Annotated in this window: 13 protein-coding genes; 3 read left to right on the top strand and 10 right to left on the bottom strand. The window is 41.8% G+C overall.

The window, feature by feature from the left end:
• A complete protein-coding gene (locus ACTRWE_RS02850; RefSeq protein WP_033102536.1) occupies nt 1-2,667 on the bottom strand; it encodes a bifunctional acetate--CoA ligase family protein/GNAT family N-acetyltransferase in 2,667 nt (888 codons plus the stop codon).
• Between the two features lie 114 nt (nt 2,668-2,781).
• Here ACTRWE_RS02850 and ACTRWE_RS02845 point away from each other — a divergent pair, with 114 nt between their 5' ends.
• Nucleotides 2,782-3,498 (top strand): SIMPL domain-containing protein, encoded by a 717-nt coding sequence (locus ACTRWE_RS02845; protein WP_008467710.1) that lies wholly within the window; start codon nt 2,782-2,784, stop codon nt 3,496-3,498.
• Here the strand turns inward: ACTRWE_RS02845 and ACTRWE_RS02840 are convergent.
• The 8 genes from ACTRWE_RS02840 to ACTRWE_RS02805 all read right to left on the bottom strand — a co-directional run bounded on the left by ACTRWE_RS02840 (nt 3,490) and on the right by ACTRWE_RS02805 (nt 10,473).
• The gene (locus tag ACTRWE_RS02840) at nt 3,490-4,149 is read right to left on the bottom strand and encodes a hypothetical protein (RefSeq protein ID WP_036956640.1); all 660 of its coding nucleotides are present in this window, start codon (nt 4,147-4,149) and stop codon (nt 3,490-3,492) included. The genes ACTRWE_RS02845 and ACTRWE_RS02840 overlap by 9 nt on opposite strands.
• 104 nt (nt 4,150-4,253) lie before the next feature.
• Nucleotides 4,254-6,086, bottom strand: coding sequence for a DUF885 domain-containing protein (locus ACTRWE_RS02835; protein ID WP_033102538.1), 1,833 nt, complete (start codon nt 6,084-6,086; stop codon nt 4,254-4,256).
• 37 nt (nt 6,087-6,123) lie between these two features.
• Nucleotides 6,124-7,260 (bottom strand): radical SAM family heme chaperone HemW, encoded by a 1,137-nt coding sequence (hemW, locus tag ACTRWE_RS02830; protein WP_350654310.1) that lies wholly within the window; start codon nt 7,258-7,260, stop codon nt 6,124-6,126.
• The gene (locus ACTRWE_RS02825; RefSeq protein WP_350654312.1) at nt 7,257-7,856 is read right to left on the bottom strand and encodes an XTP/dITP diphosphatase; all 600 of its coding nucleotides are present in this window, start codon (nt 7,854-7,856) and stop codon (nt 7,257-7,259) included. Before ACTRWE_RS02825 ends, hemW begins: the two co-directional genes overlap by 4 nt.
• A 2-nt stretch (nt 7,857-7,858) precedes the next feature.
• Nucleotides 7,859-8,302, bottom strand: a complete 444-nt coding sequence (locus ACTRWE_RS02820; protein WP_013465854.1) for a DUF4426 domain-containing protein — start codon at nt 8,300-8,302, stop codon at nt 7,859-7,861.
• 58 nt (nt 8,303-8,360) lie between these two features.
• On the bottom strand, nt 8,361-8,894 hold the full coding sequence (locus ACTRWE_RS02815) for a YggT family protein (RefSeq protein ID WP_008113334.1): 534 nt from the start codon (nt 8,892-8,894) through the stop codon (nt 8,361-8,363).
• 26 nt (nt 8,895-8,920) lie between these two features.
• A complete protein-coding gene (gene proC, locus ACTRWE_RS02810) occupies nt 8,921-9,742 on the bottom strand; it encodes a pyrroline-5-carboxylate reductase (protein WP_024600822.1) in 822 nt (273 codons plus the stop codon).
• Between the two features lie 17 nt (nt 9,743-9,759).
• A complete protein-coding gene (locus tag ACTRWE_RS02805; RefSeq protein ID WP_024600821.1) occupies nt 9,760-10,473 on the bottom strand; it encodes a YggS family pyridoxal phosphate-dependent enzyme in 714 nt (237 codons plus the stop codon).
• Between the two features lie 2 nt (nt 10,474-10,475).
• On the opposite strand from ACTRWE_RS02805, the gene ACTRWE_RS02800 reads away from it, so the two are divergent.
• Both ACTRWE_RS02800 and ACTRWE_RS02795 read left to right on the top strand, forming a co-directional pair.
• A complete protein-coding gene (locus ACTRWE_RS02800) occupies nt 10,476-11,516 on the top strand; it encodes a type IV pilus twitching motility protein PilT (protein ID WP_013465851.1) in 1,041 nt (346 codons plus the stop codon).
• A gap of 9 nt (nt 11,517-11,525) precedes the next feature.
• On the top strand, nt 11,526-12,662 hold the full coding sequence (locus ACTRWE_RS02795) for a PilT/PilU family type 4a pilus ATPase (protein ID WP_024600820.1): 1,137 nt from the start codon (nt 11,526-11,528) through the stop codon (nt 12,660-12,662).
• Nucleotides 12,663-12,714: 52 nt separating this feature from the next.
• On the opposite strand, the gene ruvX is transcribed toward ACTRWE_RS02795, so the two are convergent.
• Nucleotides 12,715-13,164 carry a Holliday junction resolvase RuvX gene (ruvX, locus tag ACTRWE_RS02790; protein ID WP_036980183.1) on the bottom strand — a complete coding sequence of 150 codons (450 nt, stop codon included), beginning with the start codon at nt 13,162-13,164 and terminating at the stop codon, nt 12,715-12,717.
• Between the last annotated feature and the right edge of the window lie 123 nt (nt 13,165-13,287).

The following is a 13,287-nucleotide window of genomic DNA, read 5'->3' as shown; positions in this document are numbered from 1 at the left end:
TTACAATGTGAGCAGCATATTGATACTGCCTTCTTCAAAATCACGACTTATTTTAAACCCGAGTTTACGAGCCAACTCAATCATGCCGGTATTTTCTGGCAGGGTGATACCTTCAACCGTTTTCACGCCTTGGCGTCTGCAGTGAGAAATAGCCGCGTTCATTAAAATACGTCCTAACCCAAGTCCTTGGCAATCAGAACGTACCACAATGGCAAACTCTGCTTGTAAGTTATCGGGATCCATAATCACTCGCGAAACCCCTAATGTGTGCTGTTGCTCGTCTTGTGTTTGGGTAACAATAAATGCCATCTCGCGGTCGTAATCAATTTGCGTCATTTTAGCGAGTTGATCATGGTTAAATTGTGGCAATTCACCAAAAAAGCGCTTGTATCTATCTTCTTTGCTTAAGGAGCGGTCAAACTCTTGATGTGCCTGCTCATCTTCTGGTTTGATTGGTCTGAGCGTTGCTAAGGTCTTATTTTTTAGGGTCACCGTTTCAACCAGCTCAATAGGATAAGGGCGGATTGATAAACGTTTTCGGTGCGCCTGAACCTGATACTGATTTAGGTTCATGGTGGCATCAAGGACTAAAAACTGCCCATTACTGGCTAAAATAGGATTCAGCTCTAATGAGGTGATATCGGGTTGATCGACAACGAGTTGAGAAATTCGGGTCAGTAGCGCACATAAACGATATTTATCTACTTTTTCTGGCAGAATGCGATCTTTAAGGACTCCCTTATCATGGGCGGCGGCAATTAAATATTTAGCTAGGTTCATATTCAGTGGTGGCAAGGCCACCGCCGCTTGAGCGTACTCAAGCCCTGTGCCAGCTTCACCTAATAAAATAACTGGCCCAAAATTAGGCTCTGTTTTAATGGCTATGCGCAGCTCATTGGCACCTGCTCTAGGCGCCATTTTTTGTAACGAAAAGCCATCAATAACAGCATCAGGGTAGGTGTTTTTTATTCTTAACAGCATAGCAAATGCCGTTTGCTCGACCTCTTGTGCATCATTGAGGTTGAGTACTACGCCACCGACTTCAGACTTAGAGGGAATACTGGGGCTCATCAATTTTAATGCGACCGGAAAACCTAGCTCTATTGCTTGCTCTTTTGCCTCAGTAGGGGTGTAGGCTACTTCAGTTTGGATACAGTCTATACCGTAGCTACTTAAAATTTGACTCGCTTGATGGGTTGATAAGTAATGTTGCTCATCATTTAAAAACTCTTTAATAGCTGCTTTCGCTGCTGCTTTATTAATAGTCGCATCATCGGTGTTTGATTCTGGTGTTTGGGTTAAATGTTTTTGGTTACGACGATAGCTTACTAAGTGCATAAAGGCACCTACTGCACCTTCTGGGGTACGATAGGTCGGAATGGCATTATTCGCGCAGATGCGTCTGGCTGCAAAGGCGGCATCTTCTCCCATGAAATTAGTGATCACATACGGGCGTGCCATTTTCGGTAATTTGTTCAGAGCCTCAACAATAACCTGAGCATAATTTTCACTCGGGGCCAATGCCGATGGAGTATGAATGATCAGTAAGTTTTTAACTTCTTTAGCATTAAGCAGTATTTCTAATGCGTGTTTGTAACGCACTGGCGCAGAATCGCCAAATATATCGACAGGGTTGGATGTTGTGTCTGAATGTGGGATCACTTTATTGAGTGCTTCGCGCGTTTCATCACTAAGCTGAGCAAGTTTACCTGAGCTTTGAATAAGTTCATCAACGGCCATCACTCCAGGGCCGCCGCCATTAGTTAATATAGTTAGCTGCTCTACTTGCAATAATTTGGGGTGCATTGCTAAGGTTTGAGTGGCGGCAAAGAGCTCACGCAAATCATTTACTCTTAACATCCCTGCGCGTTGAAACATGGCATCATATACTGCATCTGAGCTTTGTTTTCCGCCGGTGTGTATTTCAGCAGCGAGAGCGCCTGCAGTGGTTCTGCCCGTTTTAATGGCAATAACGGGTTTAGAAAATGCCGCCGCACGCGCGGCAGAAATAAAGCTGCGAATATCATTAATGTTATCTATGTAAAGTAGGATAGCTTTGGTTTTAGCGTCGCGGCCTAAAAAGTCGAGTATTTCGTCAAACTCAATATCTAAACAATCTCCCATTGATACAAAGTATGAAAAGCCAATTTCTTTATTTTTAGCCCAATCAAGAATCGTTGAGCAAACAGCCGCTGATTGCGACACAAAAGCCAGTTTACCTGGCGTGGCAACAGTGTGCGAAAAACTCGCGTTTAAACCTATGTGCGGAATAAGTAACCCTAAGCAATTTGAGCCAAGCAGCGTCACTTTATGCTTTGCAGCGTTATCTTTAAGTTCTTGTTTTTGAGTACTTGTTAGACCATCAGCAATAATAATAGCGCTATGGCACCCCAGCGTACCTAGCTGTTCAATAATTTTCATTAAGGTGTTTTTATTGGTACAGATAACGGCTAAATCAGGTACTTTGGGAAGGGCTTCAATACTTGGGTAAGCCAATACGCCATGCACTGCAGTATGATTGGGTGTAACAGGCATGATGGGCCCTTTAAACCCGCCTTGTAATAAATTACGCATTACCACATTACCAGCCCGAGTAGGGGTGTTTGATGCCCCAATAACAGCGACTGAGCTTGGATTAAAAAACTGGCTAATACGTTTTAGACTCATTGCGTTTCCTTGGCTGATTAAGTTTTGCTATCTATACCTTCTCAATGTAACCTGTTTATAGTGTTTTTTCGAGCGTGAACGTGCTTATTATTGATATCGGTCAAGGAGACTAAGGTGAATAAAATATCGAATGTAACCGTTGTTATGGCAGCAGCGTGTTTAAGCATTGGCCTAATTGCATTGGGTTTTATTATAAAAGGGGCTGCGCTTGATATTAAAGGGATGGAGCGCACGGTGCAGGTAAAAGGGTTAGCTGAACGTGAAGTTGTGGCTGATACCGTTATTTGGCCTTTGCAGTTTAACGATGCCGACAACAATCTTGAAAAGCTTGTTGAGCGAGTTGAGCAAAAAAACGATGCGGTGATTGCCTTTTTAAAGTTACACGGCTTTGACGATCAAGAAATATCGACAGGTACTCAATCTATTATAGATAAGCAAGCCCGTGAATACGCGAATGATAATCAAAAGTTTAGGTATGTTATTAGCTCAAATATTATTGTTTACTCCAATGCTCCTGATAAAGTTAAAAACGCACTGAGCAAAGTGAGTCAGCTAGCTAAACAAAATATAGCTATTGTGCAAGACAACTATCAAACCCGTATTGAGTATATTTTTACTGGGCTTAACGATATAAAACCAGCCATGGTGCAAGAAGCCACAGAAAAAGCTCGTGAAGTGGCAGATAAGTTTGCTAAAGATTCAAATTCACGCTTAGGTAAAATTAAAACCGCTCGCCAAGGGCAGTTTAGCATTAGCGATCGGGATTCAAACACGCCGCAAATTAAAAACGTACGTGTTGTTACCAGCGTAGAATATTACTTATCAGATTAGAGCCGCCACTTGTTCAGTAGAGCGCTGTAAATAAGCGGCGCTCAGTAGCAAGGTTATCTCGCTTGGGGGATTATTTTTTAATGCCTCAAGTATTTGTAATTTTGCTGCAGGATTTTGTTTTTGCTCTATTTCCATTAATGCGAGCAAGGCCGAAAATTCATGTTTTACCGGAATGTTTGGCTTATGTGCATAGGCGATGTAACTGGCAACCGGAGTGAGCCCTTGCTTATTTGTATGTGCTAATGCATATAGTAACTCTTCGTTAGATTCAAATAACATTAACGAGCGAACATAGTTAAAAGGCAGTTGTGTGGGCATTGCTTGCTTAAATACATTATGCAGGGCGTTATTGCCAGAGTCGTCTGTATTAATAAATCCCTTATTTAATTTAAGTGCAGGCGTAAAAAAACTCAGCGCGTCTAAACTGGTTAGTTTTTCAATAAACGGCGCTGGTGGCGTATTAGTGGTTAAAATACGCACGGCGATGTTTTGCATAAAATCGTATTTAATACTCATGCGTAGCGCACTTTCAAACAGGTAATTAAGCTGTATTACTTGCTGTGCCTCAGTGAGCTTTTTAAAGTCGTTATCTAGCTCATCAAACTGCTGTTGTTTAATACGCGCATTGAGTAGCTGTATGCTTAGATCCATTCTGTTCTCCTTGAATTCCAACTTTATCCTAGCTTAATTTTTTGCTTTATAAAACAAAAGGCCGCAATTGCGACCTTTTATTCCTTTAAGTAAATACTTAAAAATTAAGCTTGTTTGCTGGCAATCCACTCATTAACGAAGTTTTCTAGTACGTTTAATGGTACAGGGCCATTTTTAAGCACTACATCGTGGAACTGGCGGATATCAAACTTATCGCCAAGTTGCATTTTAGCATCTTCACGTAGTTCTAAAATTTTCAGCATACCTACTTTGTAAGCCGTTGCTTGAGATGGCATTACAATATGACGCTCAACCATTTTCACACCGTCAGAAGTGGCGTTAGGGGTGTTGTTAACGTAGTAATCAATACCTTCTTGACGAGTCCACTTCATTGCGTGAATACCGGTATCAACCACTAAACGACATGCACGCCATAATTCCATGGCTAAGCGACCAAAATCTGAATACGGGTCTTCGTAAAGGCCCATTTCTTTTGGTAGTAATTCTGAGTATAACCCCCAGCCTTCAATGTAGGCTGTGTAACCACCAAATTTACGGAACTTAGGTACACCTTCAAGTTCTTGTGAAATGGCAATTTGCATATGGTGACCCGGAATCCCCTCATGATAAGCCAAGGCTTCCATTTGGTAAGTAGGCATTGCTTCCATGTCGTATAGGTTGGCGTAGTAAATACCTGGGCGAGAACCATCTGGCGCAGGTTGTTGATAAAACGCTTTACCTGCCGCTTTTTCACGGAATGCTTCAACACGTTTTACAATCATGTCGGCTTTTGGTTTTACAATAAACAGCTCATCTAAGCGTGTTTTCATGTTATCAATTAAACCTTTAGCTTCACTTAGGTACTGTGCTTTACCAGCTTCAGTGTTAGCTAAATAAAATTGCTTGTCGGTTTTCATAAACTGCATAAAGGCGTTTAAGTCGCCCTCAAAGCCGACTTTATCTTTAATGGCACGCATTTCATCATGAATACGTGATACTTCAGCAAGGCCAATGGCATGAATCTCTTTTGCTGTAAGGTCTGTCGTGGTGGTGCGTTTCAGTGCGTTATTGTAAAACGCTTCGCCATCAGGGAATTTCCAAGCACCGTCACGGTCATCAGCACGTTTTTCTAACTGTGCAATGTAGTTAATTAACTTAGAGTAAGCAGGTTTAACCGCTGTTTTTAATGCTTCAGTCGCTTTACTAATAAGTGCATCTTTTTCAGCTTGGTCTATTTCTAAGGCATTAACTTTGCGTTTAAAGTCAGCTAAAAGCGTAGAATCTTCACCTTGTTCAAACGGCGCACCTTTAATGATGTTTTTGCTTGAATCAATGACGTGTGGAAATACAAATTTAGGCGCGATGATGTTTTTATCGGCGCGAATTTCTAAGCCAGTAATAAGCTGATCAAATACACCCGGTACCCCATTTAAACGAGCAATGTAATCGTTAGCTTCTTTTACGTTGCTAATTTGATGCTGGTTGATTAAAAAAGCTGGCACCATAGAGTGCGTACCAAACATTTGGTTTACAGGGTAGTTGTGGTAACGCCATTTGAAATCAGCAATGCTGGCTTCTAAATCTTGTTTTTTTAAATCATAACTTACTTGGGTTGCTGTATCTAATTGCGCACGATTAATGCTGTTGAGTGTGACCAAATCGGCTTTAGCTTGTGCCAAGTCTTTAAGGGCTTTTTCTTCGCTGTTGTCATCCCATTTATCGTAATCTTTTTTGATGCCCATGTAGGTTTGATAAACCGGGCTGCTCATTACATCACGATTAAAAGTGTCTTCAAAAAAAGCATTCGCTTTGTCAATTTCACTTTGAACAGGTTGAGCTTGAACCGCAGGTGCAGGCGTTGATTGTTGTGTTGCTTGTTGGCAACCTGCAAGCAGTGCCACACTAATGGTGGCAGCAATTAGAGTAAGTTTACGCATTCGTTTCCCTTTTGTTGTTAGAAACCTATTATTGTCACTAAACAAATAACGCAAGTAGATCATTTAAAAAACGTTGCCCTTGGAGTGTAACGTGCCAGTGGCTGTCTGTTTGTGTTAGTAAACCGGCATTAATGGCTTTATCTAGTGCATGCTGTTGGCTTTGCAGTGGTTGCTGCGTCAGCGCATTAAAATCATTTATAGGGCATGGCTCTATTAAACGAAAGCGATTCATAAAAAATTCAAACGCTAAGTCGTCTTGCTCTACTTGCCAGCTTTTGTACAAGTAGGGTTTAATAATATCCATATAGCCCCGAGGGTGTTTTACCTTTTCAGTGCGTGTTATCACCCCCGTTTTCGCATCAGTAACCTTACCATGAGCGCCGCAGCCAATGCCAAGATAATCGCCAAACCGCCAATAATTCAAGTTATGTTGGCATTGATAGCCAGGTTTTGCATACCCTGATATTTCATATTGCTGATAGCCAGCTTGTGCTAATAATGCTTGGCCTTGCTCTTGAATATCCCATAAGGTTTCATCTTGTGGCAAAGTCGGCGGTTTTGAAGCAAATTGCGTATTGGGCTCAATGGTGAGCTGATACCAAGAAATATGAGGTGGATTGAGCGCAATAATTTGTTTTAAATCACTCAGTGCATCATCAAGAGACTGCCCTGGTAAGCCATGCATTAAGTCAAGGTTAAAGCTATTTAACCCTGCTTCACTGGCTTGCTGTGCAGCATAACTGGCTTCATCGGCACCATGAATTCGACCTAGGGCTTTTAACTTATCGTCCTGCATGCTTTGCACGCCGATAGAGATACGGTTAATGCCTGCTTTTACATAATCTTTGAAACGGCCAGTTTCTACTGTGCCGGGATTTGCTTCAAGGGTTATTTCACAGTTATCGGTTAAGCCAATTAGGCTATCTACTTCCTTGAGTAAACGGGTGTATGCCGCGCCGGTTAATAGGCTTGGTGTGCCGCCACCTATAAAAATACTGTGAATTTTACGCCCTTGTACTAAGTGTAAATCAGCTTTTAAATCGTCGATTAAATGCTGTACATACTCAGCTTCAGGGATGTCACCTTTTTGTCCGTGGCTGTTAAAGTCGCAGTAAGGGCATTTTTGCACGCACCATGGCACATGCACATATAAACTTAGTGGAGGAAGGTTCACAGGCCGCCTTTGTGTTGTAGCTCTTGCAGTAACATTTTAAGTGCTTGCCCACGATGACTTAGGGTATTTTTTTGCGCTTTTGTCAGCTCTGCACTGGTGCACTTTGCTGATGGCACAAAAAAGATAGGATCGTAGCCAAAGCCACCTTCACCGTGTTGGCTAAGGGTTATTTCGCCCTCCCAGCTAGCACTGCAAATAAGTGGGGTAGGGTCGTCGGCGTGACGCATCAGTACTAACACACACCAAAAACGAGCACGGCGGTTAGGGTTATCGCCTAAATCAGCCAGTAATTTATCGATATTATCTTGATCACTTGCGCCTTTACCTGCAAAGCGGGCAGAGTAAACGCCGGGTGCGCCATTTAAGCTATCAACTTCTAATCCCGAATCATCAGCAATAGCCGGTAATCCAGTTATTTTAGCTGCATGACGCGCCTTAATTATCGCGTTTTCTACAAACGTGGTGCCTGTTTCGGCCACTTCGCTCACGTTAAAGTCGCTTTGTGGTACTACATTAATATTAAGCGAGCTGAGCATGTTAGCCAGCTCATTTACTTTGCCGGGATTGCCGGTTGCAAGTACTAAGGTGTTGGTCATATTTAATCTACGTAAAATTTTTGCTGAAACTTTAATGTTTGGAACTGGTTACCTTGTTGGATTTCAATTTCAAAACGTAAAATTTCTTCGTTGGTGTAATCTACTTGTGCTAGGTAATAAACAGAATCGCCTTCAACCACTTCTTTAAAGTTGAGGCTTTGTTTATTGCCTAATAAATTTCTAGCGGTGCCTTGTAATGTCGCTTTTTGCGCTGTTTTATCAGTATCATTTTTTAAGATGGAAATATTAACAATACCTTTGTAGCCACTGCGTTCCAGGCCATACGTTTTGGCTATTTGTGGCTGAATAAACGTTGATGGAAAGGCTATGTAATGAACTTGCCAAGGGCCTAGTTCTTTATACTGGGCGCCTTGTTCTTGTGCGCTGTGTGCATTAAATGCTAAGGCGAGACAAGCAATAAAACAAAACTTTATTAAACGTTGCATGGTTAACTCCTGAGTATGTAAAAAAGAGGCACTAGGCCTCTTTTATATTACGTTATGCTTAAGCTAAAAGGTCCATTAGCAGCATTTGTAAAAATTGAATGCCGATGATTAGTACCAGTACCGATAAATCTAATCCCCCTAATGGCGGTAAAATTTTACGGATGGGCTTTAACATTGGCTCAGTAAGCTGATGGAATACCGCTTCAATTGGGTTATAGCCTTGGCTTACCCAGCTTAAAATAGCGCGGATGATTAATACCCAAAAGACTAAATTTAAACCTTCTTTTAAAACAGTTATTAGCGCTTGTATAAGCACAGGCTGAATAGCCCAAGAGCTATAAATAAGCCACATTAGGGTACTTATTTTTGCCGCAGCCACTATAAATGCCAGCAACAAAGAGGCTAAATCAAGCCCGCCTAGCCCTGGAATGATTTTTCGCAGCGGGTTAACTGCAAACGAAGTGGCTTTGACCACAAATTGGCTCATTGGGTTGTAAAAGTCGGCTTTTGCCCACTGTAGCCAAAAACGCAGTAGTACCACCATTAAAAATAGATCAAACAAGGTGCTAATTAAAAATTGCATGGCATTCATAGTATAACCTTCAATAAAAAATGGTTTTAAAGTTCTTGTTCCATTTGCACTGCACGCGCAATACACGCATCCATTGCATCGCCTACGGTTTTAGTTAAACCTTGTGCTTTTAAATGCTCAACGGCTGCATGCGTGGTACCGCCTTTTGATGTCACATTTGAACGTAATTGTGAAATGCTAATATCAGTTTGGCTAAGTGCCATTTCAGCTGCGCCAAGGGCGGTTTGCTGCACTAAGCGGCGTGCGTCTTCATCACTAAACCCAAGCGCTTTGGCTTTTTCTTCAATGGCTTCCATAAATAAGAAAAAGTAAGCCGGTGAAGAGCCGGTAACAGCAATCACGTCGTTTATTTGCGACTCTTTTTCAACCCATACAACGATGCCTGTACATTCAAATACTTGCTGTACAAACTCATGCTCGCTTTGGGTTTCGCCTGCACCATATAAGCCAGATACACCACGGCCAAGTAATGATGGCGTATTTGGCATACAACGTACCATTTTTACATCTTGACCAAGCATTTCTCGTAAGCGCTTAACGGTTAAGCCTGCCGCGACTGAGATAAATAATTTATCGCTAAAGTCGACACCTGAATCTTGAAATGATTGGCATAAATCGCCCATCATTTGTGGTTTAACAGACAAAACAATGACATCGGCATCGCGCATAGCTTCGTTATTGTCACTGGTGGTTTGCACTTTGAAATCGGCAGCTACCTTAGCTAGTTTTTCTTGGTTGCGGTTAGTCGCAATAATATTATTTGCGTTAAAGCCGTTTTTTACCATGCCACCAATGATGGCGTAGCTCATATTACCTGTGCCTATAAATGCGATTTTTTTATCTGACATATGTCTGTTATCACCTTTTAAGTTCGTGTTCCAAAAATATCTGTGCCGATCCTCACCATGGTTGAACCTGCCGCTATGGCAGCTTCTACATCGTTACTCATCCCCATCGACAACGTATCTATATGAGGATATTGGGTCTGTAGTTTATCAAAGCAAGTTTGTAATTGCTCAAAATATTGAATTTGCGTGTTTGCATCGTCGCTTTTAGCGGGAATAGCCATCAGTCCGCGCAACTGTAAATGGGCACATTGATCTATATATTGCGCCAGCTCAGTGATTTCATTGGGGTGACAACCAGACTTTGCTTCTTCTTCGCTAATATTCACTTGAATAAGTACATTCAGTGGCGGCATTGTCTCAGGACGTTGACTGTTTAATCGCTTGGCTATTTTAAGTCTGTCTACACTTTGCACCCAAGCAAAATTGGCAGCGACTAAAGCACTTTTATTTGACTGAATAGGGCCAATGAAATGCCAAACAATATCGCTAAATGTGTCTAGTTGCGCTATTTTATCTACAGCCTCTTGAACATAAGATTCACCAAATTGACGTTGCCCTTGCTCATAAGCTGCCATAATATCAGTAGCGGGTTTGGTTTTAGATACTGCAAGTAACGTAATATCGTTACTATTACGTTGTGCTTTGTGCGCTGCCTCTGCAATTCTAGCGTAGGCGGATGTGAGTCGTTCTGCTATTGTAACCATATATTTATCAGTTAGTTGTGGAGTCATAAATGGATATCACCGAATTATTGGCATTTAGTGTGCAACATAAAGCATCAGATTTGCACTTATCATCAGGGGTATCACCTATGATACGTGTTGATGGCGATGTGCGACGTATTAATATACCAGCACTTGGAGATAAAGAAGTCAGCAGTCTGGTTTATGACATTATGAACGATAACCAGCGTAAGGACTATGAACAAAATCTCGAAGTGGATTTTTCTTTTGAAGTCCCTAATTTAGCACGTTTTCGTGTAAATGCCTTTAACTCTAATCGTGGCCCTGCTGCTGTGTTTCGTACTATCCCGAGTGACGTACTCACTCTTGAAGATTTAGGCGCACCTGAAATATTTAAACAAATTTCAGATAACCCACGAGGCCTAGTGTTAGTCACGGGCCCTACAGGTTCAGGTAAGTCGACCACGCTTGCGGCGATGGTCGATTACATTAACCAAACTAAGCATCATCATGTGCTGACTATTGAAGATCCTATCGAATTTGTTCACGATAATAAACTCAGCTTAATTAATCAGCGGGAAGTTCATCGTGATACACATAGCTTTTCTAACGCACTACGCAGCGCACTCCGTGAAGACCCTGATGTTATTTTAGTGGGTGAGTTACGAGATTTAGAAACTATTCGCCTTGCTATGACCGCTGCGGAAACCGGTCACTTGGTGTTTGGTACTTTGCATACGACCTCTGCACCTAAAACCATTGACCGTATTATTGATGTATTCCCTGGCGAAGAAAAAGATATGATCCGCTCTATGCTCTCTGAGTCATTACGTGCAGTTATTTCGCAAACACTGATAAAAAAAGTAGGGGGAGGGCGAGTGGCTGCACACGAAATTATGTTGGCAACGCCTGCTATTCGTAACTTAATCCGTGAAGATAAAATTGCACAAATGTATTCATCAATTCAAACAGGTGCGTCGCAAGGCATGCAAACCATGGATCAATGTTTAACAAGCTTAGTTAACCGTGGCATTATCACTCACTCAGCGGCGTATACAAAAGCGCAAGATAAGACGCAGTTTAGCGCTTAAGGAATTATTATGACTTTATCTTTAAATCACTTTTTACAAATAATGATCGACAAAAAAGGCTCTGATTTATTTGTATCGAGCCAACTTCCTATTAGCGCTAAAATTAACGGCGAGCTAACTCCTCTTAATGACGATAAATTAACAGATGAGCAAGCGCTAGAGTTAGTTGAATCAGCGATGAGTGAAAAACAAAAAGCAGAGTTTCATAACACTAAAGAATGTAACTTTGCGATTGCAACTAACGAAGGGCGCTTTCGTATTTCGGCTTTTTGGCAACGCGACAGAGCGGGCATGGTTATTCGCCGAATCGTCACTAAAATTCCCGATGTTAAAGAGCTTGGATTACCTTCTGCATTGACCGATGTGATTATGTCAAAGCGCGGACTCGTGTTATTTGTAGGTGGTACGGGAACCGGTAAATCAACGTCTTTGGCGGCACTTATTGGTTATAGAAATCGCAATCAACGTGGGCATATTTTAACCATAGAAGATCCGATTGAATTTGTGCATGAACATCAAAAAAGTATTATTACCCAACGTGAAGTGGGTTTAGATACTGAAAGTTTTGAATCGGCACTTAAAAGCTCTTTGCGCCAAGCGCCTGATGTTATTTTAATTGGTGAAATTCGTTCGCAAGAAACCATGGAATATGCGTTGAGCTTCGCAGAAACAGGTCACTTATGTGTTGCCACCCTGCATGCCAACAATGCTAACCAAGCTATTGACCGCATTATGCACTTAGTACCAAAAGAAAAGCACGATAAGCTTAAATATGACTTAGCATTAAATTTACGCGCTATCATTGCTCAGCAACTTATTCCGACCTCTGATGGGGAAGGGCGTGTTGCTGCCATTGAGGTATTACTTAATACGCCAATGGTCAGTGAGCTAATTAAAAACGGTAATATTGGGGGTATTAAAGAAACCATGGCCAAATCAACAGAGATGGGCATGCAAACCTTTGACCAAGCGCTGTTTGAGCTTTACAGACAGCAACGTATTAATTATGCCGATGCGCTGCATCATGCGGATTCGCCAAATGACTTACGCTTGATGATTAAACTACGTAATAACGAGCAACAAGGCGCAGGCTTCTTACAAGGTGTGACCATTGATGGCCTTGATGACAAAGGCAATATGACCTAGATACAAACAAAAAAAGCGCCTTGGGCGCTTTTTTTATGTGTGTTTAAGTACTTTATTCACTATAACTGGCTTCAAAAAAACTCTCTAGAATGATCACCGCAGACATATTATCTACGTTACCTTTACCTAAATTTTTATAGCCACCACGTTCAAACAACCGTGCCTTTGCATCTGCAGTCGTTAAGCGTTCATCTTGAGTATGAACTGCAATGCCGTAATGGTTGTGCAAACGATTAGCAAATTTTTTAGCTTTAAAGGTAACCTCTTGCGAGGTGCCATCCATGTTTAGCGGTAAACCGACAACCATTAAATCGGGTTGCCATTCTTTTACTTGCACAGCAATGTCGTCCCAATTAGGGATGCCATCTTGGGCTTTCACCGCCTTTAAGCTGGTGGCGCTGCCAGTGAGCTCTTGACCAATAGCAATACCAATACTCTTAGTACCAAAGTCAAATCCCATAACGGTGCGCTCACCCTGCGGCTTTACTGTTTTTTTAGTCATGTGTATCTTTTATGTTATTAGGGTCTGTTAACCTTTCAAGGTTGAATTTGCAGCAGTCTGTTTGGTATTTGGGCAAGGCAGAGCCTTTGTGGTGTGGTTATTCCCCATAAATAGGCGATAACG

This window comes from Pseudoalteromonas sp. G5_S1_54_S4, assembly GCF_054968565.1.
This window is presented reverse-complemented; position numbering and strand designations above follow the sequence as displayed.

What these genes read in the sequence shown, in the direction of transcription:
- ACTRWE_RS02850 (WP_033102536.1), bottom strand. Translation starts at nt 2,667, where the DNA reads ATGAGTCTAAAACGTATTAGCCAGTTTTTTAATCCAAGCTCAGTCGCT.
- ACTRWE_RS02840 (WP_036956640.1), bottom strand. Translation starts at nt 4,149, where the DNA reads ATGGATCTAAGCATACAGCTACTCAATGCGCGTATTAAACAACAGCAG.
- ACTRWE_RS02835 (WP_033102538.1), bottom strand. Translation starts at nt 6,086, where the DNA reads ATGCGTAAACTTACTCTAATTGCTGCCACCATTAGTGTGGCACTGCTT.
- ACTRWE_RS02825 (WP_350654312.1), bottom strand. Translation starts at nt 7,856, where the DNA reads ATGACCAACACCTTAGTACTTGCAACCGGCAATCCCGGCAAAGTAAAT.
- ACTRWE_RS02820 (WP_013465854.1), bottom strand. Translation starts at nt 8,302, where the DNA reads ATGCAACGTTTAATAAAGTTTTGTTTTATTGCTTGTCTCGCCTTAGCA.
- ACTRWE_RS02815 (WP_008113334.1), bottom strand. Translation starts at nt 8,894, where the DNA reads ATGAATGCCATGCAATTTTTAATTAGCACCTTGTTTGATCTATTTTTA.
- proC (WP_024600822.1), bottom strand. Translation starts at nt 9,742, where the DNA reads ATGTCAGATAAAAAAATCGCATTTATAGGCACAGGTAATATGAGCTAC.
- ACTRWE_RS02805 (WP_024600821.1), bottom strand. Translation starts at nt 10,473, where the DNA reads ATGACTCCACAACTAACTGATAAATATATGGTTACAATAGCAGAACGA.
- ACTRWE_RS02800 (WP_013465851.1), top strand. Translation starts at nt 10,476, where the DNA reads ATGGATATCACCGAATTATTGGCATTTAGTGTGCAACATAAAGCATCA.
- ACTRWE_RS02795 (WP_024600820.1), top strand. Translation starts at nt 11,526, where the DNA reads ATGACTTTATCTTTAAATCACTTTTTACAAATAATGATCGACAAAAAA.
- ruvX (WP_036980183.1), bottom strand. Translation starts at nt 13,164, where the DNA reads ATGACTAAAAAAACAGTAAAGCCGCAGGGTGAGCGCACCGTTATGGGA.